The sequence below is a fragment of the Chitinophaga sp. RCC_12 genome (assembly GCF_041360695.1).
Taxonomy (GTDB): Bacteria; Bacteroidota; Bacteroidia; order Chitinophagales; family Chitinophagaceae; genus Chitinophaga.
In genome coordinates this window covers 1-19,100 of the sequence record NZ_JBFUPS010000018.1, presented here as the reverse complement: position 1 = coordinate 19,100, position 19,100 = coordinate 1, and the positions used below count along the sequence as shown (strand labels likewise).

The 19,100-nt window shown below is 47.3% G+C and carries 20 protein-coding genes; 9 read left to right on the top strand and 11 right to left on the bottom strand.

The annotated features are described in order from the left end of the window. Positions 1-191 precede the first annotated feature (191 nt). The 4 genes from AB6805_RS31940 to AB6805_RS31925 all read left to right on the top strand — a co-directional run bounded on the left by AB6805_RS31940 (position 192) and on the right by AB6805_RS31925 (position 3,707). The gene (locus AB6805_RS31940) at positions 192-599 is read left to right on the top strand and encodes a DoxX family protein (protein WP_370913486.1); all 408 of its coding nucleotides are present in this window, start codon (positions 192-194) and stop codon (positions 597-599) included. A 41-nt stretch (positions 600-640) separates the two neighbouring features. Beyond that, positions 641-1,051: an acyl-CoA thioesterase gene (locus AB6805_RS31935; RefSeq protein WP_370913485.1), complete on the top strand. Its 411-nt coding sequence runs from the start codon at positions 641-643 to the stop codon at positions 1,049-1,051. A gap of 18 nt (positions 1,052-1,069) precedes the next feature. Next, the gene (locus AB6805_RS31930; protein WP_370913484.1) at positions 1,070-2,317 is read left to right on the top strand and encodes a CinA family nicotinamide mononucleotide deamidase-related protein; all 1,248 of its coding nucleotides are present in this window, start codon (positions 1,070-1,072) and stop codon (positions 2,315-2,317) included. A gap of 70 nt (positions 2,318-2,387) precedes the next feature. Beyond that, positions 2,388-3,707 carry a dihydrolipoamide acetyltransferase family protein gene (locus AB6805_RS31925; RefSeq protein ID WP_370913483.1) on the top strand — a complete coding sequence of 440 codons (1,320 nt, stop codon included), beginning with the start codon at positions 2,388-2,390 and terminating at the stop codon, positions 3,705-3,707. Between the two features lie 135 nt (positions 3,708-3,842). On the opposite strand, the gene AB6805_RS31920 is transcribed toward AB6805_RS31925, so the two are convergent. Next, the gene (locus AB6805_RS31920; protein WP_079468754.1) at positions 3,843-4,163 is read right to left on the bottom strand and encodes an RNA-binding protein; all 321 of its coding nucleotides are present in this window, start codon (positions 4,161-4,163) and stop codon (positions 3,843-3,845) included. A 253-nt stretch (positions 4,164-4,416) separates the two neighbouring features. Here AB6805_RS31920 and AB6805_RS31915 point away from each other — a divergent pair, with 253 nt between their 5' ends. Continuing rightward, on the top strand, positions 4,417-5,136 hold the full coding sequence (locus AB6805_RS31915) for a hypothetical protein (protein WP_370913482.1): 720 nt from the start codon (positions 4,417-4,419) through the stop codon (positions 5,134-5,136). Between the two features lie 3 nt (positions 5,137-5,139). Here AB6805_RS31915 and AB6805_RS31910 read toward each other — a convergent pair whose 3' ends face one another. From AB6805_RS31910 to murC, 9 genes are all read right to left on the bottom strand, one after another. Then, positions 5,140-5,757, bottom strand: a complete 618-nt coding sequence (locus tag AB6805_RS31910; RefSeq protein WP_370913481.1) for a DUF4230 domain-containing protein — start codon at positions 5,755-5,757, stop codon at positions 5,140-5,142. A 49-nt stretch (positions 5,758-5,806) separates the two neighbouring features. Next, complete coding sequence (locus AB6805_RS31905; RefSeq protein WP_370913480.1) at positions 5,807-6,310, bottom strand: cupin domain-containing protein; 504 nt, start codon at positions 6,308-6,310, stop codon at positions 5,807-5,809. Positions 6,311-6,466: 156 nt separating this feature from the next. Continuing rightward, a complete protein-coding gene (locus AB6805_RS31900; protein WP_370913479.1) occupies positions 6,467-7,306 on the bottom strand; it encodes a DUF6597 domain-containing transcriptional factor in 840 nt (279 codons plus the stop codon). 130 nt (positions 7,307-7,436) lie between these two features. Next, a complete protein-coding gene (locus tag AB6805_RS31895; RefSeq protein WP_370913478.1) occupies positions 7,437-8,189 on the bottom strand; it encodes a zeta toxin family protein in 753 nt (250 codons plus the stop codon). A gap of 122 nt (positions 8,190-8,311) precedes the next feature. Continuing rightward, complete coding sequence (locus AB6805_RS31890) at positions 8,312-11,158, bottom strand: prolyl oligopeptidase family serine peptidase (RefSeq protein ID WP_370913477.1); 2,847 nt, start codon at positions 11,156-11,158, stop codon at positions 8,312-8,314. Between the two features lie 60 nt (positions 11,159-11,218). Further along, positions 11,219-12,094, bottom strand: a complete 876-nt coding sequence (locus AB6805_RS31885; RefSeq protein WP_370913476.1) for a DMT family transporter — start codon at positions 12,092-12,094, stop codon at positions 11,219-11,221. A gap of 81 nt (positions 12,095-12,175) precedes the next feature. Next, positions 12,176-12,916 carry a polyprenol monophosphomannose synthase gene (locus AB6805_RS31880; protein WP_370913475.1) on the bottom strand — a complete coding sequence of 247 codons (741 nt, stop codon included), beginning with the start codon at positions 12,914-12,916 and terminating at the stop codon, positions 12,176-12,178. A 72-nt stretch (positions 12,917-12,988) separates the two neighbouring features. Beyond that, positions 12,989-13,762 (bottom strand): exonuclease domain-containing protein, encoded by a 774-nt coding sequence (locus tag AB6805_RS31875; protein WP_370913474.1) that lies wholly within the window; start codon positions 13,760-13,762, stop codon positions 12,989-12,991. Positions 13,763-13,792: 30 nt separating this feature from the next. Next, complete coding sequence (gene murC, locus AB6805_RS31870; protein WP_370913473.1) at positions 13,793-15,157, bottom strand: UDP-N-acetylmuramate--L-alanine ligase; 1,365 nt, start codon at positions 15,155-15,157, stop codon at positions 13,793-13,795. Between the two features lie 310 nt (positions 15,158-15,467). Between murC and ytxJ the strand changes: the two genes are divergently transcribed. Genes ytxJ through aroQ form a run of 3 tightly spaced genes read left to right on the top strand, consistent with a single transcriptional unit; the run spans position 15,468 to position 16,889 of the window. Further along, positions 15,468-15,800 (top strand): bacillithiol system redox-active protein YtxJ, encoded by a 333-nt coding sequence (ytxJ, locus tag AB6805_RS31865; protein ID WP_370913472.1) that lies wholly within the window; start codon positions 15,468-15,470, stop codon positions 15,798-15,800. Between the two features lie 42 nt (positions 15,801-15,842). Next, the gene (locus tag AB6805_RS31860) at positions 15,843-16,424 is read left to right on the top strand and encodes a UbiX family flavin prenyltransferase (RefSeq protein WP_370913471.1); all 582 of its coding nucleotides are present in this window, start codon (positions 15,843-15,845) and stop codon (positions 16,422-16,424) included. Positions 16,425-16,463: 39 nt separating this feature from the next. Next, a complete protein-coding gene (gene aroQ, locus AB6805_RS31855; protein ID WP_079468741.1) occupies positions 16,464-16,889 on the top strand; it encodes a type II 3-dehydroquinate dehydratase in 426 nt (141 codons plus the stop codon). Positions 16,890-17,064: 175 nt separating this feature from the next. Here the strand turns inward: aroQ and bioB are convergent, their stop codons facing one another. After that, positions 17,065-18,066: a biotin synthase BioB gene (gene bioB, locus AB6805_RS31850; RefSeq protein WP_370913470.1), complete on the bottom strand. Its 1,002-nt coding sequence runs from the start codon at positions 18,064-18,066 to the stop codon at positions 17,065-17,067. Positions 18,067-18,223: 157 nt separating this feature from the next. Between bioB and AB6805_RS31845 the strand changes: the two genes are divergently transcribed. Next, the gene (locus tag AB6805_RS31845; protein ID WP_370913469.1) at positions 18,224-19,000 is read left to right on the top strand and encodes a hypothetical protein; all 777 of its coding nucleotides are present in this window, start codon (positions 18,224-18,226) and stop codon (positions 18,998-19,000) included. The last annotated feature ends 100 nt before the right edge of the window (positions 19,001-19,100 follow it).

Here is a 19,100-nt window from a genome sequence, read left to right as displayed (position 1 = left end):
CCGTTTCTTTGCTGTCTGAGTGCCGCCGGCGTTCATGATGAGAAACGAACCAGGTGGTATCAGCAAATATAAAAGTTATATCTTTTCCTTTCCGATTGTGTTTCTAACAATGTGGATAACTCCGGTAGCAAGGCAAAAGCTATTCATTTATCTTGCGGAAAATAATTTTAAGAACAAAAACCTTACCTACTATGAGAAAACTGTTCTCTGCCGGCTACTCGAATGGCGCTGTAAGTTTCTCCATGCTGGTGCTCCGGGTGATATCCGGTGGTCTGATACTCCTGCATGGCTGGCCCAAGCTGATCAATTTTACTGCCAAAATGAATTCTTTTCCTGATCCATTGGGAGTAGGACATAAAATTTCTTTGGGAATGGTGGTTTTTGCAGAAGTGTTCTGCGCAGTGTTGCTGATCATGGGACTGTTAACCAGACTGGCTTCTGTGCCATTGGTTATTTGTATGGGAGTGATCATTTTTATGATTCACGGCCACGACCCGGTATCGGAAAAAGAAATGCCGATTCTTTTCCTGGCAGCATTTGTAACGCTGCTTTTCACGGGACCGGGCAGGTTTTCACTGGATGGTGCATTGGGCAAATAAAATTTTCAAGTAAACGTTTAGGATAAAAATAGCGGGGAACCATGTTTATCAGTACAACAACAATCAGGGTGCGTTATGGGGAAACAGACCAGATGGGATATCTGTATTATGGCAATTATGGGCTGTATTACGAAGTAGGCAGGGCAGAAGCCATACGTGAACTGGGTTTCAGCTATAGGCAGCTGGAAGAACAGGGCGTGATTATGCCGGTAGCCGAACTGAATGTGAAATACCTGCGGCCTGCCTATTACGACGACCTGATAACGGTGAAGACTATACTGAAGGAGATGCCGAAGGGTTCTAAGATACAGTTTCACAGCGAGTTGTATAACGAAAAGAATGAATTGCTGAATGTTGGAGTGACCACACTGGTATTCATTGACGTGAAAACGAAGCAGAAAGCCGGCCTGCCGGAAGCGCTGCAGAAAATACTGGCACCGTTTTTTGAATAGCAGTATAAACAACGCATTATGGATAAAATCACCACCAGCATCATCACCATCGGAGATGAACTGTTGATAGGCCAAACGATTGATACCAATTCTGCCTGGATGGCGCAGCAACTGAACGCAATGGGGATCTGGGTACACCGGCGTGTAGCCATTGGCGATATCCGGGATGATATCCTGGATGCCCTGGCAAAAGAATCGGCGGTGTCGGATATTGTGCTGATCACCGGCGGGCTGGGACCCACAGCCGATGATATCACCAAGCCCACCTTGTGTGAATACTTCAATACCAGGCTGGTACAGCACCAGGAAACGCTGGATAACGTACTGCATATTTTTGAAAGCAGGGGGCTGCCCATCCTGCAAAGAAACCTGGACCAGAGCCTGGTACCGGAAACGGCCACGGTTATTGAAAATAAAAGAGGCACCGCGCCGGGAATGTGGTTTGAGAAAGAAGGCAAGATCTATGTATCCATGCCCGGAGTGCCGCATGAAATGAAGGGGATCATGGAAGATTATGTGCTGCCCCGGCTGGCCAGCCATTTCAAAACCCCGGCAGTAGTACATCAAACACTGGTTACCTCCGGTATGGGCGAATCTTTTATCGCCGAACGGCTGGTTGCTTTTGAAGCAAAGCTGCCGGCCCACATCAAATTGGCTTACCTGCCCAGTTACAGCCTGTTGAAACTCCGGTTAACCGGTTTTGGGAAAGATAAATTATCAGTGGCGGCAGAAGTGAGCATCCTGTTTCACCAGCTGAAAGACCTGCTGGCAGATATCACGGTAACAGACCAGGATATTTCTATAGGCGAAGTACTCGGTAACCTGTTAAAGGAGAAAGGGAAAACCATGGGTACCGCGGAAAGCTGTACCGGCGGACTGATTGCCAGCTGGATTACTGCTGTTCCGGGTAGTTCTGCTTATTTCAAAGGCAGTGCGGTAACGTATGCCAATGAAATGAAAGTAAAGATGTTAGGCGTGAATCCGGCAACCCTGCAGGCGCATGGCGCCGTGAGTGAGGCCACTGTGCTTGAAATGCTGACCGGCGCTTTGGCACTGCTGCAAACCGATTACGCCATTGCCGTGTCGGGGATCATGGGACCTGATGGCGGTACGCCGGAAAAACCGGTGGGCACCGTTTGGATAGCGGTGGGAAATGAAAAGAGAAAGGTCACCATAAAACACCAGCTGCGTTACGACCGGGAACGGAATACGCAAATGACAGCTGTTTATGCCATGAATGAGTTGCGCAAACTCATTCTGGAATAGGGATATTCACGTATTTTGAATTGGTACAATTCCCTTATTTTTGTTGCGCACTAAAGCAAAAATCAATCTTATGGCCATTGTAGAATTGGTAATGCCAAAAATGGGGGAGAGCATCATGGAAGCCACCATTTTGCGTTGGCATAAAAAGGCGGGCGATCACGTAAAAGTAGATGAAACCGTACTTGAAATTGCCACCGACAAAGTGGACAGCGAAGTTCCTTCCACCGCGGAAGGCGAAATTACAGAACTGCTCTTCAATGAAAATGATGTGGTGCCGGTAGGTACAGTCATTGCCCGCGTTAATACCAATGCCGATGCAGCAGCGGTTTCCGCACCTGTTACGCCTGCAACACCTGCAGCCACTGAACCAAAATTCACTACAGGGCCGGCATATACACCTGCTGCCGAAGCGCCTGTTTCCGGTGGCGGAGCCAAATTCTACTCCCCGCTGGTACTTACCATTGCACAACAGGAAGGCATCAGCTTTTCCGACCTGGAAAAAATCCCCGGTTCCGGCAACGATGGCCGCGTAACCAAAAGAGATATCCTTCAATACGTAGCCGACCGCCGCGAAGGAAAGGTGATCCCGGATGTAACGCCGGAACCGGCAACATCAACAGCAGCGGCCACTACCCGTCAACCGGTGGTGACCACTACCGTGGCTTCCCCTACCTATAGCGGTAATGTGGAAATTATTGAAATGGATCGCATGCGCAAACTGATTGCCAACCACATGGTAATGAGCAAACAAACCAGTCCGCATGTGACCAGCTTTGCCGAGGCCGATGTTACCAACATGGTGAAATGGCGCGATCGTGTAAAAGGCGATTTCGAAAAACGCGAAGGTGAAAAACTGACTTTCACGCCACTGTTTATAGAAGCCATCGTGAAGTGTATCAAGCGTTTCCCACTGATCAACTGCTCCCTCGACGGCGACAAGATCATTATCAAGAAAGACATCAACATAGGTATGGCTACTGCATTACCAAGTGGTAACCTGATTGTTCCGGTGATTAAGAATGCAGATATGCTGAACCTCACCGGGTTAACCAAACAGGTAAACTATATGGCCAATGCTGCCCGGCAGAATAAGCTGAAGCCGGAAGATACCCAGAGCGGTACTTTCACGCTTACCAATGTAGGCACCTTTGGCAGCCTGATGGGTACGCCCATTATCAATCAGCCGCAGGTGGCCATCCTGGCGGTGGGCGCCATCAAAAAACGCCCGGTGGTTATTGAAACAGAAGACGGCGATACCATTGGTATCAGGCACATGATGTACCTGTCGATGTCTTACGACCATCGCATTGTAGACGGCTCCCTGGGTTCTACTTTCCTGAGCGCAGTAGCGAAGGAACTGGAGAATTTTGATCCGAAGAGAGGAATTTAAGATAGCTGTCGTATTAGCAGGAATGCAGCAGGAATCCTTTTCTGCTGCATTTTTTTGTCTTTTAACAGCAACAAAAAAAGAGACGCCCGAAAAAGCGTCTCTTTTTAGTTCCTTAGTGCCGAATAAAGGGGATTATTAATAACGACGGTCGCGGGAACCATATCCTCCGCCGCCACGGTTATTACCACCGCCACCTTTGAAATTATTATTCGGTTGTTTAGGTCTTGCTTCGTTTACCATCAATTGCTTACCTTCGATTTCGCTGCCGTTCAAACTATCCATAGCCTTTGCTCCTTCTTCTTGATTAGGCATTTCCACAAAGCCAAAACCACGTGAGCGGCCTGTTTCGTGGTCTTTGATAACCTTAGCGGAGGTAACCTCTCCAAAATCGCTGAAAATCTGATGGAGATCCTCATCGTTCAACCTATAGTGCAGGTTGGCTACGTAAATGTTCATGATAACTGAAATTAAAAAAATGAAAAATAATATACTGAAGTTATGAAAATTACGCTAATAAAAAAGTTAGCGTTAAAATATTTTTGTAATTGCCTTCTTTTTTACTACCACTTGACATAGCCAGATCCTTTGCAGTACTTTGTTTGACTGGCATAGAAATATTATTTAAAATAGTGCTCTGACCCCTATAAACGCTCCTTTTTACGGTTTTTTTTTCGTAAATTCAGTACATGATCCATTAAATTAAATTCATATGGGAGCGTTAAGTGAAACATGGTTTGCCGATGGTTACATAGACTTTGAGCTCAAAAAGTACACGCTGTTGGCTTATTTACAGGACATTAATCAACACTTTACCCAGAGCAGGCTGTACCCGCAGTTGTCGGACATTATCTTCCATTACAATAACCTGATAGCGTTCCGGGACAACAAACAGTTTTTACAGCAACAGTTTCCAAAAAGGCTTACCGCAGTGAACATCCAGAAGCTGGAACTATTGTATGAACAGTTGATTGCCGATGATGAACTGATGGAAGAACTGGAGTCCATCATCCATTATTCCCTGCCACAGTTAAACAGCACTATTAAGGAAGGAACGGAGATCTACGAGTACGTGGCGGAACATCTCAGTATTTTCCCGGTAGGACTTGTGCCGCTGGAAACAGCCGAGGGGTATCTGCTGTTGTGCGACGGTCGTGGCCGGCAAACGCTGGTATACACTTACCGGCTTACTATTTTTGAAAGACATGACGAGAAATACCGGGGTATTCATACACAATACCTTCAGGCCTATAAAAAAGACCTGGTACATACCATCAATCATATTAAAGGCATGCTGATACGGGAACGGAATAATTTACCCAACCCTGCGGTGTATTGCGTGGAAACGCCATTGGTAGTGCCGGTAGATGAAACCTTGCTGCCCATCGCCAAAAGAAGCCTGGTAAAATATATTGCGCAGGAAGCGGCGTAGCGGCTAGTTTAAAGCCGGTGCGCTGGTTTCGCCGTCGTACCGGATTTCCAGGGTGTGGTCCTTTAAAAATGGGGCATAGTACTGCTCCATTACCTTCTGTATTTTCTCTTTGGATTGCTGGATGTAAGTGGGGTTATTTTCCAGCTGGGCACGGGAGGTACGATAGAGACTTTTCTGTACATCGGTATAGGTTTCGTCGTTCTGGAACTGAAGCCAGCCTTTACGGTTCGAGGTTTCCATCCGGTCCATTTTCAGTTCATAGCTGAGCAAACGGGGCGCCGGTAAACTGATAATGATCTTCTTATCAGTCATTTGCACTTTAAACAACTTATCGTCGATGTTTACGCCGTATTTGGCCTGGTACGGAATAGTTACCCATACTGTGTTTTCAAGAAATGCTTTCTTCAGGTTATCTGTCCAGTCGCCGCTGTTTTCAATATTACTCCTTTTGATACTGGCGCTTCCCTGTACATCCAGGCTGGCCAGTTCTGCAATTTCTTTTACAATAGTGCTGTTGGAAATTACCTGCTGGCTCACATTGGTGCTGCCAAAACGCTTGCCCAGCCAAAAGATCAGGAGCGCGAATAATATAAATACAACGAGATAAAGAGCTTTTTTCATACCTAAATTTAGTGAAAAGTAAGGAGCCTGCAGCGGATAGCCGTTACCGTTACCTGGTAAGACTGTCGATCAGCGCCGCATGTTCCGGGTAAGCCGCCTGTAGCGGCGCTTTTTCAGCCAGTTCAAAATCTGCAAAATCAAAGCCGGGCGCTACGGTGCAACCGGCAAGGGCATACCCGCCGGGCACTTCCACGCGGGAAGCAAACCAGTTGCCCGCGGTGATGATCACCTGCAAACTTTCATTGTTTTGAACATCGCGTCCAAGCTTGTGTATCAACAGTTCTCCGCCGGGAGCTATCTCGTAGATAGTCAATGTGCTGCCATCATAAAAATGCCAGATTTCATCGGCCGCGATACGATGGAATGCAGAAAACTCTCCTTCTTCCAGTAAAAAATAAATACAGGTAGATGCATTGCGGTTACCACTCATGCCGGCAGGCAGGGTTTTCATGTCGAGTACCCACTCCGACCGGTAAGTTTCGCGGAATGCGCCGCCTTCAACATGGGATTGCAGTTTTAGTTGTTCACGCCAATGGGCTGCAGAATATTGCATAGTAATGCCTGTTAGAAAAAGTAAGTTAAATAAAAAGTATGGGATTGTACTTTTTCGTGTATCGGTGAGGGTTATATCGAGCATGGTTTTTCCGGGAACAGGCTTGCCTGCTCCCGGAAGGTTGGTTTTTTATATTGCTGCAAAAGTAGCTTTTTTTTAACTGGCTACTGCCACCTGTTGCAGGTTATCTACCTGCATATGTGCAATAGTTCCTGTTGAAGGGGTAAAGTAAGAAGGCGTTTCATGATTAAACAGCAGGTAATCTTTTATAAACATGGCCTGGTTGTACCAGGATGTTGCTTCCACCTGTGTTTGCCATTGTGGTAAGTTTAACTGGCGGAGCGCACTCAGCGCTGTTTTATAGCGGATCATCCGGGCATATAATTGCGGTGGAATACCTACTATTTTGCTGAAGAGTCTTTCAAGCGTGGGACGGGAAAGTCCGTATCGGGTGGTAAGTTCTTCCATGCTTACATTTCCCTGCATGATCACCAGGTAATCTGCCATGTCGTCTACTTCACGGAGATTGCCGGGTTGCTGTGAAAGCGCCTGCAGACAAGCGCCATCGAGCAATGATTCTATGCGTTGTGGTTCCGTTTCCTGTTGGAGGGCCGTGATCAGTTCCTGCCACACAGGTTGTCCGGCGGCCAACAGGTTGCGGTAGTAATTGGTGAAATTAGCGGCATCCATACCTAAAAGCCGGTAGCATCCGTAAGCATTCAGCTGTATTACTGCTGCCTTTACCGGTCCCTGTACCTGTAACTGGCAGGCGCAGGTAAGATGCCCCAGTACAGAGCCTGCGGGCAAAGTGAATGCCTTGTGATTCACTGGTTTAACTTCTGCCTTCCCTTCAAGAATGAATACCATGTACTGATCGCCCAGGGCAAACAGGTTTTGTGGTAGTTGAATAATACCACGGGTGTCGTCTTCCCAATAATAATATTGCTTTACAAACGGACGTAATGCATCCGCGGGATGATGGATATGGAAGTTCATAGGTACAATAATGTGGTGTTAAGGATATCGCTATCGCTGCAGATCACACCATACGCTGAAGTGGCGATGTTATTGTAAATATATGTTAAATGATTTATATTAAGAAAAATATATTTGGAGGAAGATGAAATCACCTGATAGTGAGCGGGATATCCCTGGCAGGAATGCTTAGGATATTACCTTGTTTATCGCCGATAATGAGCTCCCGGTCAAGACCAGCATTCGTTTCCACCAGTTTACACATAGCTGTTTCAAGGCCCTGCATTATCCTCCCGGAGAGTATTTTAAATTCATATTGGCCGGCTGCTTCCGGTTCCTCCCTGCCACAGTGGAGGGGGAATACATCCCATATACAAAAAGATTCCGAAGGGATGTTAGTGCCTGAACTGATTTCTAATGGTGTTGTACTGGTGTTGTCTATCATCAGCCAGTTGTCGCAGACGGGGATATATAAGTTCATGAGGTTACTAAGACCTCTGTGGTATCTTCTTCTGATGATTTCGGGGGGAATATGATGGCCGCCTTCTTTCACCCTTTTCTGTACCCGTTTTTCGGCCATTTCGGGGGAATTCAGCCAAAAGAAAAGCAGTGTAACGGTGTAACCGGTTTCTTTTGCTTTTTCAATCAGCGATACACAACTCCTGGTGGCCAGGGTTGTTTCAAAAGCAAAGTCTGTTTTTGCCAGCACTAGTTCCCTGATCCGGTGCAACATTTGCCTGCCGGCAGGTAAAGCAACGCTTTCGGGGTTGAAAGGACACATGTCTGCAGCAATGATGTCTGCATTCACAAACTCTTTGCAGTCCAGTACTTCAGGTAACAGTGTGAAACTGGCAGTCGTTTTTCCGGCGCCGTTGCAACCGGCTATGATATATAGATTCGGCATTTCTCAAAAATGCGTCATCTGTCAGCATCCGCTGTTAATAGCATTATCTCCGGTTCCGTATTAACAAAAACGCTGCAGGTTCCTTAACAGGCGCCTGCAGCGTTTTTATTATTGCCGTTAGTTTACTGTTGCAGATCCCAGCCCCAGTTGATCCCTTTTTCTGTTGCGGGCACGCCGCTATCCAGCCATTGCGGCGCCGGTGCGCCTTTCAGGAAGTGATCAAAGAACTGTTGTTCCCTGCGCTGGATGTCTTTCCGGTTCTGGCGTTGTATGAGGTTATGCGCTTCGTTGTTATAGTTCAGCAACCATACGGGTTTGCCTAAACGACGCAGGCCGGTAAACAGCTCAATGCCCTGGTACCAGGGAACGGCGCCATCGGCATCGTTGGCCATGATTGCCACCGGCGTGTTTACACGCGGCAGGTTGAACAAGGGGGAGTTTTCAATATACAGCTCGGGTTTTTCCCATAAGGTAGCACCGATACGGCTTTGCGAATGTTCATACTGGAACTGCCTGTTCATACCGCTTTCCCAACGGATACCGCCATAGGCGCTGGTCATATTGGCTACGGGGGCGCCTGCCCACGCTGCTTTAAAGAGATTGGTTTGTGTAACGAGATAAGCTACCTGGTAACCACCCCAGCTCTGCCCCTGGATACCCATATTTTTTCCGTCGACCCAGGGTTTTTTAGCCAGGTCTTCTGCGGCACTCACAATATAATCGTAAGCGCTTTTTCCGGGATAACCATTTTCATAGCTGATATCCGGCGCTACTACGAGGTAACCGCGGCTCACAAAAAACGAAATGTTCAGCCGGGACGGCGTTGGCGCGGGCGCCTGGTAACTGTATAATCCATCTGTTAATTTCTCGTAGAAATAAAAGATGACCGGGTACTGCTTGGTGCTGTCAAAATTTTCAGGTTTGTAAAGAATACCTTCTGCCGGTTTGCCGCTGAAAGTTGTCCATTTATACAACGATGCGGTGCCCCAGTTATATCCTTGTTGCTGGGGATTGGTATGACTGATCTGTGTCGCTTTTGCGATATCATCTCCGGTAAAAACATCCGGGGAAAGCTCATACCGGCTACGGGTATACGAAAATACGTTGGCATCCTTTGCTTTCAGCAAATCAGTGTATGAATAAGGCCCAAGTGCCACCGGTTGCAGGTTAGCGGCCTTACCGCTTTTACGCGGCAGTTCCAGCGAATAAAAACCATTGTATTTGGTGCTGTCCTGGAAAGCAGATAAGGTCAGGCGGTCGCCGGGAAGGAAAAATTTCTTATCCGGATCGAGGCGCAGGTACCGGAAACGTATTTTGTTGGTACGGCCCAGGCCTTTGGTGATATTCAGCGGCGCTGCCTTACCGGAAGGATCCACCTGCCATATATCGTAGCGGTCGTAGATGTATACGTAGTTGTCACCGCTCATCCAGCCAGCGATGCCGTATGCATCCGGCACATCAGGATGATCATCTTCCTCATCATATACTTTGGTGGGAATGCCTTTGCTTATATTTACCGCGTCGCCGGTAGCGTTATCATAACTGAACCACTCCCGGTTTGCCAGGTCGTACCAGATAATATATTTTCCGTTAGGGGAGATGAAAAAGTTACCGTCCAGCTTTTCTTTGATCTTTTTTCTCGTACCGTCATTTATGTTTACGAGGTAAGCTGTTTTCAGTGTGCGGCCCACCCATTGCATAGGGATGCGCGCGCCTTTATCCGTATAGCCGAGGGCGTTAGCACTGTTGCCTTCCGCAGCGGTGACCACCGTTTCCAGGTCTTTATCGCTTAACTGGATCACCCGTTTGCTCCCCGGATAGTATACGGCGGCATAACTCCTTTTCAGTTCTTTATCCACATTTTTTAGCTGCATGGGTTGCAGGTAATCATCTTTATAATTCCAGATATCCACTTTAGCTACTTCGAAGTCCACGATGGTGGTATCTTTCACGGGCAGCACGGGAGCGGTGCCAAAAAACAGGCGCTGTCCATCCTTACTGAAATAAATGAGGCTGTTGGGACTGATGCTCCAGTTGGCCGGCAGGCCGCTGCTGTTTTTATCGGCTACTTCGTAGGCGCTGTCCTGCCCGGGTTTGAAATAATATAATTTATAAAATTGTTGTAATGCTTTGGCAGAATCGCGGGTGCCGAAATACGCCGCCTGTTCTCCTTTTTCATCGAAAGCAAATTGTTTATAATCGCTGTTGCCGTTGCTCAATGCCACCGCTTTCCTGTTGGCGGTATGCCACAATAATACGCCGTTGCGCGACAGCGAATCTTTTTTATCTGCCTTTGTTTCTATGAGCAGCTGGTTACCGGGTTTGCTAAAGGTAAATTCCGTTACATTCTTAACAGTATCCTGCGTGCCACTCAGCAGCTGACGGATCACCAGCGTGCCGCTTTCAGTGCCGGCAGCCGGCATTTTGTCGTCGTCTGCACGATCGGTATCATCCAGCGATTTAGGGGCTTTGCCTCCTTTGGCTTTGGCGCTATCCGCTGCTGGTTTTTCCAAAAGATAGGCGAGTAGACCGCTGCCTTTTTCCGGTGTTTTAAAAGATTTTACGCCAGGAAATTTCAGGATGCCGGGTTGGCCCAATGCTATGATGGCCAGGGAGTCTTTGGGCATTTCTGACGCTTTTTTCTTTTTGATCTTTGCCTCGCGGGTATCTTTAAAAAACGGTTTGATGCTGCAGATCACGTAGCGGGAATCTTCTGTGATCACCGGGCTGCCGCCACGGTCAATGGTGGTGGACTGACCTGTTTTGCGGTCATAAATCACGAGGCTGGCATCGCCTTCCTGCGGTACTACAGTATACACTACCCACTGTCCGTTATTACTGATCAGTTTAGTGCCGATGCTTTGCCAACTGTCGTAAACACTGTGGTCCAGCGGCTTTTTTGCAGGTTGCTGTGCATAGGTAAAAAGGGAGGAGCCCAGGAGGGACACCCCTAATAAAACTTTTCTCATAAGCGCAAAGTAATAATTACGGCGCTCAAGTTACAAATAAATGAGGATGAACGGAGGGGATTACGACGCCGTTTTGCCCTTAACCACCCGCAGCATTTGCAGTCCTACGGAAAGGATGATGCACCCCAGTCCGGCGTAAAAGGCGTTATTCAGGAATTTGTTTTCATGAAACAATACAAACGCCATCACGATGCTGTAAACCGGTTCCAGGTTGAAACAAAGGTTGACGGTAAACGGGGAGATTTTTTTTAATGCGCTCATGCTCAGCAGGTACATCAGTACCGTGCAGAACCAGGCCAGTATAAGCAGGTAGAGCGTATCCATAGACGAGGGCAGCAGGGTAGGGGCAGGAAACAGGTAGAGATATAAAGGCATGGCGAGGGTAAGCACAATGAAGCCTGTCGACAGCTCATAAAAAGTAATGGTATAGGTATCAAACCGTTTGATCAGTCTTTTATTAAATACGGTAAACAGCGCAGCGAACATGGCAGAAATAATTCCGAGGATAATGCCGGTACGGTATTGCGTATCAAAATGGAAGATCAGCAGGATGCCGAGGAGGGTGAGCATGCTTAGCAGCATTTCCGCTACATCGAAGCGGCGCCTGTTGATGAGCGGGTCAAATATAGCGGTGAACAGGCTGGTGAGTGAAAAGCAGATCACCCCGATAGATACGTTGGAATATTTGATACTACCATAAAAGAAAAGCCAGTGCAGGGCTACCACTACACCGGTGCTGCCGATGGGCAGGATGTCTTTCCAGGGAAGTTTTTTAAAAGTACCCTGGAAACGGAATAGAACATACAAAGTAACGGACGTGATCAGTAACCGGTACCATACCAGTAGTCCTTCGTTAAGGGAAATGAGTTTGCCCAATATCCCGGTAAATCCAGCCAGAAATACGGAGAGGTGTAGCTGGAGAAATGCTTTCTTCATGGTCCGTTAAAATGTATTTAGGGACCTGGTCATTCTTTTAAATGAACAGATCCCTAAATGCTATGCGATTGATGTAATTTATTAATTCTGAACCCGTCTTTTATAATTGCGGAAAAGGCTTTGCCACTGTATTTTGAGTACCCCGAGGATGCCTTCTTTTACGATGCCTTTGCTCATCTTGGAATAGCCTTCTTTCCGGTCTTTAAAGGTAATAGCCACTTCCTTTATTTTAAAGCCCAGCTTCCATGCGGTGAATTTCATTTCAATCTGGAAAGCGTAGCCTACAAACTGTATCTGGTCCAGGTTAATGGATTCCAATACGGTATTGCGGTAACATACAAATCCTGCGGTGGGATCCTTTACCGGCATCCAGGTGATCATGCCTACATAAATGGAAGCACCATAAGATAGTACAGCGCGGTCCCACGGCCAGTTTTCGGTTTTGCCGCCTTTTACGTAGCGGGAACCTACGGATACATCTGCTCCGTCTTTGGCGCAGGCGTCATACAGGCGCGGCAGATCTTTGGGATTATGTGAAAAATCCGCGTCCATTTCTATGATGTACTGATAGCCCCGGGCCAGCGCCCATTTGAAACCGTGGATATAAGCTGTACCTAAACCTTGTTTGCCGGACCTTTCTTCCAGGAATAATTCGTTGGGATGTTGCTGTTGTAATGATTTTACAATAGCGCCGGTGCCGTCGGGCGATCCGTCATCCACAATGAGGACATGAAAATTCTGCTGTAAGGAAAATACAGCGTCAATGATGTTACGGATATTATCCTTTTCATTGTACGTAGGAATGATGACAAGCTTTTCCAATTCAGCAGATGATATTTTTGGACTGCGAAAATAATTCAATTCCGGCGCAAGATATGACGTTCCCGAATAACATTACATTTTTTTTAACATCATATTATGGAAGATTTCAGACAGTTTCTGTTTGGTATTAAGCGGAAAATCCGCTTTCATCATCCAGTCGTAGTACTGAGGTTCTGCCTTTAGCACGTCCCTGACAGGACGGCCCTTATATTTACCAAAGTTAAACACTTCCTGTCCACCCTGCATCACGAGGCGGCGGGCAAAGTCGATATAATCTTCCTCTTTTGTGAAATCGGCGAGTGAGTCGATATCCTGTTGCAATTGTTCGTAGCGGCCGAGCTGGGCTTCCAGGATTTCGTAGGTAGCCAATGCGTCTGCTTCAGCGCTGTGAGCGTTTTCCAGCAATTTATCGCAATAGAACTTGTAGGCGGCGCCCAGGGTACGTTTTTCCATGAGGTGGAAGATCCGCTGTACATCTACAAATTTGCGTTTGGATACGTCAAATTCGATGTCGGCCCGCAGGAATTCCTCTACCAGCAGGGGAATATCGAAGCGATTGGAGTTATACCCGGCCAGGTCGCAGTTATCCATGAACTGTTTGAGTTCATGAGCGGCCTGTTTAAAGGTGGGTGCGTCTTTTACATCCTCGTCTTTAATACCATGAATTGCTGTAGATCCTGCTGGGATCGGCATTCCGGGGTTAATGCGTTTCACTTTGGACTGGGTGGTTTTGTCCGGAAACACTTTGATGATAGCAATTTCAATGATACGATCGGAAGCCACGTTGGTACCGGTGGTTTCCAGATCGATTACGGCCAGCGGCCTTTTGAGGAGCAAAGAAGGCATTATGAATAATTTATAATTTGTTTAATGTATTTATTTGTCTGACGGCAATAATGCTTTCAGTTTGCTAAAATCGAGACCATCATATGTTCCGGAGCTCATCAGCAGCAGGTTGGTGTCCTGGTATTGTTGTGCGGCGAGGAAAGCTTCCAGTTTTTCCCTGTTATGGAAAACGTGGAGGTCATCCCGGCCAAACCGCTGTGCAATGAGTTCCGGCGCCAGATCCGGCATTCTTTTTATTTCCAGTGCATGTTTGCTGTAAAACACAACGGCGGTATCTGCTGTATCGAGGGCGCCGTGGTATTGTTCCAGGAAATCTGCATTTAAACTGCTATAGGTGTGTAATTCCAGCACGGCGATCAGTTTCCTGTCGGGAAACTGGTGTTTAGTGGCTTCCATAGTGGCTTTCACTTTAGAAGGCGCGTGTGCAAAATCACGGTAGATAACGCAATGATCGTTTTTAGCTACCAGTTCCAGTCTTTTTGCGGCGCCCTTAAAGGTAGCAATTGCTGCCAGGAATTCCGCATCAGAGAGGCCCAGTTCGTTACAAACGAGCTTGGCAGCGTGGAGGTTCAGCAGGTTATGATCGCCAAAAACTTCCAGGCTGGCCTGCTGGTTGCCGAAAACAACCCTGGTAACGCCATTGGTAATGGTATGTTCTGGCAGGCCGTAAGGCACCAGTTTAAGGTGGCCGCCGGTAGCGGTTACCAGGCTAACGAGTTCAGGATCTGTATTGTTGTAGATCAATACCTGACCGGCTTCCATCTGCCTGATAAAAATGGCAAACTGTTCTTTATATATTTCGTAGGTAGGAAATACGTTGATGTGATCCCAGGCGATGCCGGTTAACACCGCGATCTGCGGATGCAGAAAGTGGAACTTGGGCCGTTTTTCAATGGCCGAGGCCGGGTACTCATCGGCTTCGCACACAATTACGGGTGCGTCTGTGATATTTACAGATTGGGCAAAACCCTCCAGCCGGGCGCCCACCAGGTAGTCGAACGACTGGTGATTAAGCTGCAAAGCGTGCATTACCATTGCGGTGGTGGTGGTTTTACCATGACTTCCCCCGATGGCTACCCGCGTTTTATTTTTACTTTCCTGGTAGATATACTCCGGGAAAGAATAAATTTTCAGCTGCAGTTCCCGGGCTTTTATCAGTTCGGGATTGTCGTCCCGGGCATGCATGCCGAGGATGACTGCGTCGAGATCCGGCGTTATCCGGGCAGGGTCCCAACCGGTGCTGGCTGGTAAAATGCCCGCCTGTTGGAGGTTTGACAATGCCGGTTCGAAAATCTCATCGTCACTGCCGGTTACCTGGTAACCTTTATTTTTGAGCGCAATGGCCAACTGATGCATTACGCTGCCGCCTATGGCAATAAAATGTACTTTTGTCATAACGCTGGATATTTTCGGCTGGCCGAAAATTACATTGTTGTTTTTTTTAATGTATTTTCTATATTTGCAAAATAACGTTACAAAAGACGATTAAAAAAGTGGTCGTATCATATTTCCTGTGAAAATTCGTTTTAGTCATAAATTATTTAAAACTGCCAGTATGCAATCTTATGTAAGAATTTTGGGCTACACCGCTATGGTTTGTATCTTTGCCGCTTTCTTAACGTCCTGCGCAAGCCATCAGAAATTAGGCTGTCCCATGAAGGGCATGGCCAAGTCGCCTGCGATAGAACATAACAAAGCATGTTAAATGAATTGGAAAACGTTAACCAGCGAGGAACAATTGGCTGAAATCAATGCAGTATCAGCGCATCAGCCGGTAGTTATTTACAAACACAGTACGCGATGCTCTATCAGTTCGATGGCCAAGGCCAGGTTGGAACGGTCGGCTGTACCGGAAGGGTTAACGTTTTATTACCTGGATCTGATCGCCCATCGTCCGGTATCCAATAAAATTGCGGAAGTCTATAATGTTCAGCATGAGTCTCCCCAGGTACTGGTGATCCGCAACGGCCAATGTGTTTACAATGAAAGTCATGGCGGCATTGCCATGGATGAAATAGTTGCACAGGCTGGCGTATAACCACCCAAATAGGCTAGCTTTGTAAATTCAACAGCATAGCCAATGAAACATCGTATAGTAGTAGCAGTTACCGGGGCAAGTGGTTCCATCTATGCCCGTCAGTTGTTACAGAAGCTGCAGGCAGCACATGAACAGCTGGACCAGGTAGCTGTAGTGATGACAGAAAACGCCAAAACTGTATGGGAAACAGAGCTCAGAGACGAAGATTATAAACAACTGCCTTTCCGTTTTTATTCCCAACAGGATTTCCACGCGCCTTTCGCTTCGGGATCCGGACGGTTTAACACCATGATTATCTGCCCTTGTTCCATGGGTACACTGGGACGCATTGCCACCGGCATTTCCAACGATCTTATTACCCGCGCGGCAGACGTAGTGCTGAAAGAAAGAAGAAAGCTCATCTGCGTGGTACGGGAAACCCCTTACAATCTCATTCACATCAAAAATATGGAAGCAGTTACCCTGGCCGGCGGCATTATCTGCCCTGCCACTCCTTCCTTTTACAGCGTTCCCGCCAATCTCGAAGAAATGGCCGCTACAGTGGTGGACCGGATCATAGACCTCGCAGGCCTGGAACAGCAAACTTACCGCTGGGGAAGCGATAGTAATAATAAACAGGATTAGTTATCTTAGTCCCTCATTCTTCATTCTATAACCATTATCATGCAAATAGCTATTATAAACGGACCTAACCTGAACCTGCTCGGTAAGCGTGAAACGGGGATCTATGGCAGCGAATCTTTTGAACAGTATTTCAAACACCTGCAAAAACAATTTCCGGCGGTAACTTTCAGCTACCACCAAAGTAACATAGAAGGGGAAATCGTGAACTATCTGCATGAAGTAGGATTTTCATATGATGGCGTGCTGCTCAACGCAGGCGCTTATACACATACCTCCATTGCCATCCGCGACGCTATTGCCGGCATCAAAACACCGGTGATGGAAATTCATATCAGCAACGTGTATGCAAGGGAAGAATTCAGGCATACCTCACTGATAGCACCCAAATGTATCGGCTGCATCTGCGGACTGGGACTCAAAGGATATCAATTGGGAGTAGAGTATTTCGGGATGAACGACTTGTAGGCGCCTTCGGCGCCGCGGAGGTTGTCTTGAGCGCTGATTACGCTGATTATGCTGATTTTTTTGGATTTTTTATAATTGATTAAGGGAGATATATGCGGACTTATCCGCTTATATCTCCCTTAATCTTATAAAATCAAAACTGATCAAATCCAAAAAATCAGTATAATCAGCGTAATCAGCGCTCCAAGACAATTTCCGGCGTCGAAGGCGCCACCGCTTCCTGTGCTTTGAAAGCCTCTCTGGGCTTCAGTCCCAGCAGCTCAAACATCATATGGTCTTCTTCAAAGGAAGGATTACCTGTAGTTAATAATTTTTCGCCGGTAAAGATAGAGTTGGCGCCTGCCATAAAACATAAGGCCTGGTCGGACATACTCATTTCCGCACGGCCTGCGCTCAAACGCACCATTGCCTTTGGCATCAGGATGCGGGTGGTGGCAATCATGCGTACCATATCCCAGAACTCTACTTTAGGTAAGTGCTCCAGTGGCGTACCTTTTACGCGGGTGAGCGCATTGATGGGCACGGAATCCGGATGCGACGGTAAGCTGCTGAGTGTCCACAGCATGGCGATACGGTCTTCATGCGATTCTCCCAAGCCTATAATACCGCCACAGCATACGCTTACACCTGCTTTTCTGACATTATCCAGCGTTTGTAAACGATCGTCGTAGGTTCGGGTGGTGATAATTTCTTCGTAGTGATCGCGGGAAGTATCCAGGTTGTGGTTGTAGGCAAACAGGCCGGCATCGGCTAATTTCTTTGCCTGGTCTTCGTTCAGCATGCCCAATGTGCAGCATACTTCCATACCAAGTTCATTTACGCCTTTTACCATATCCAGTACACGGTCGAAATCGCGGTTGTCGCGCACTTCACGCCATGCTGCGCCCATACAGAAACGGGTGGACCCCGCCTCTTTTGCTTTCTGGGCGTAACTCATCACGTCCTCTTTTTTCAGAAGGCCATGCACATTGATGTCAGTGTTATATCTGGCAGCCTGCGGGCAGTAAGCGCAATCTTCAGGGCATCCGCCTGTTTTAATGGACAAGAGGGTGCAAACCTGCACCTCTGCTGTATCCTGGTATTCACGGTGAATAGTGGCAGCACGGTATACCAGTTCCAGTAAAGGAGTATTGTAAATAGCCTTGATTTCTTCTAACGTCCAGTCATGACGGATCATAGATCTGATTTTGTTTGAATAGCAAACGTAGCAAATTATTACGAAATACAAATTACCAATTAGTAGGAGTGAAAATGAAGGAAATTTGATTATTCTGTTGAAATACATTTAATTGCGGGACTCAATTTAAATAACCAGCATCCAGAAAACCACTTCTATGAAACATTTCCCTAAGGGCAGTAAGCTGTCCGTACTTGCTCTATTTGCCGCTATGGCATTTTCCAGTTGCAGTAAAAATGATGATGACCCAATTTTGCCTCCGCCGCCGGTATACACCCTGGATCAGCTCTACAGCCAGGCCGTAGATGATGCCATGATTGCAGACAGCAGCGAAATTACCGACGCACTGTGGCCCATCACACCAGACAACCCTGACCTGCAATGGAAAACCATTAATGGCCAGCAGTATGTGTTGATGGCTACCTTCATGCGTTTCCCCGGTAGTTACCCGGCCGGCGATTCCATCAACACCGTATGGGGCGAATCCTGGCTGTTCATCCCTAAACAGATGAAGACCAGGATAGGACCATCCCTTACGCCTACATCAGATACCATTCAGCGTATCTGCCAGTTACTGGGACTACCGCCCGTTAACTCAAAAACAAATACCCATATCGCTACCATGTGGGTAAGCGCCTCCAGGTTGTACCGTCCCGCCGGCAACCCCGCCATTACCACCAAAACCACCGGTGCAGTCCCTATCAGTGGCGTATCGCCGGACTTCACCACCTGGTTTAACAACTACATCATCTTTGCATATTACCGCCCGCTGACATCAGCCACAGATATGCACTATCCATGGACAAGACTGGGCTACACCTACGACTGGGCCCCGGGCGCCAGCAGGGTAGGAATGAGCGAATATGTAATGCAGGCCAGTTCCGGCGCATGGGTGGAGAAGGTGAACCGGGCAGCGGACTTCTTTAAGAATTAGTATCGCGGCGGATTTTGTCTTGGCTCAGGATTACGCTGATTATACTGATTAACTGGATTTTATTCTTTTGGATTTTATAAAGGATTTGGGGAGATAGAAG

Coding starts and splice junctions, on each gene's coding strand:
- aroQ (WP_079468741.1), top strand. CDS start 16,464: ATGCAAATAGCTATTATAAACGGACCTAACCTGAACCTGCTCGGTAAG.
- AB6805_RS31940 (WP_370913486.1), top strand. CDS start 192: ATGAGAAAACTGTTCTCTGCCGGCTACTCGAATGGCGCTGTAAGTTTC.
- AB6805_RS31875 (WP_370913474.1), bottom strand. CDS start 13,762: ATGCCTTCTTTGCTCCTCAAAAGGCCGCTGGCCGTAATCGATCTGGAA.
- AB6805_RS31890 (WP_370913477.1), bottom strand. CDS start 11,158: ATGAGAAAAGTTTTATTAGGGGTGTCCCTCCTGGGCTCCTCCCTTTTT.
- murC (WP_370913473.1), bottom strand. CDS start 15,157: ATGACAAAAGTACATTTTATTGCCATAGGCGGCAGCGTAATGCATCAG.
- AB6805_RS31915 (WP_370913482.1), top strand. CDS start 4,417: ATGGGAGCGTTAAGTGAAACATGGTTTGCCGATGGTTACATAGACTTT.
- AB6805_RS31930 (WP_370913484.1), top strand. CDS start 1,070: ATGGATAAAATCACCACCAGCATCATCACCATCGGAGATGAACTGTTG.
- AB6805_RS31905 (WP_370913480.1), bottom strand. CDS start 6,310: ATGCAATATTCTGCAGCCCATTGGCGTGAACAACTAAAACTGCAATCC.
- AB6805_RS31925 (WP_370913483.1), top strand. CDS start 2,388: ATGGCCATTGTAGAATTGGTAATGCCAAAAATGGGGGAGAGCATCATG.
- AB6805_RS31860 (WP_370913471.1), top strand. CDS start 15,843: ATGAAACATCGTATAGTAGTAGCAGTTACCGGGGCAAGTGGTTCCATC.
- AB6805_RS31895 (WP_370913478.1), bottom strand. CDS start 8,189: ATGCCGAATCTATATATCATAGCCGGTTGCAACGGCGCCGGAAAAACG.
- AB6805_RS31900 (WP_370913479.1), bottom strand. CDS start 7,306: ATGAACTTCCATATCCATCATCCCGCGGATGCATTACGTCCGTTTGTA.
- AB6805_RS31885 (WP_370913476.1), bottom strand. CDS start 12,094: ATGAAGAAAGCATTTCTCCAGCTACACCTCTCCGTATTTCTGGCTGGA.
- ytxJ (WP_370913472.1), top strand. CDS start 15,468: ATGAATTGGAAAACGTTAACCAGCGAGGAACAATTGGCTGAAATCAAT.
- AB6805_RS31920 (WP_079468754.1), bottom strand. CDS start 4,163: ATGAACATTTACGTAGCCAACCTGCACTATAGGTTGAACGATGAGGAT.
- AB6805_RS31845 (WP_370913469.1), top strand. CDS start 18,224: ATGAAACATTTCCCTAAGGGCAGTAAGCTGTCCGTACTTGCTCTATTT.
- AB6805_RS31910 (WP_370913481.1), bottom strand. CDS start 5,757: ATGAAAAAAGCTCTTTATCTCGTTGTATTTATATTATTCGCGCTCCTG.
- AB6805_RS31935 (WP_370913485.1), top strand. CDS start 641: ATGTTTATCAGTACAACAACAATCAGGGTGCGTTATGGGGAAACAGAC.
- bioB (WP_370913470.1), bottom strand. CDS start 18,066: ATGATCCGTCATGACTGGACGTTAGAAGAAATCAAGGCTATTTACAAT.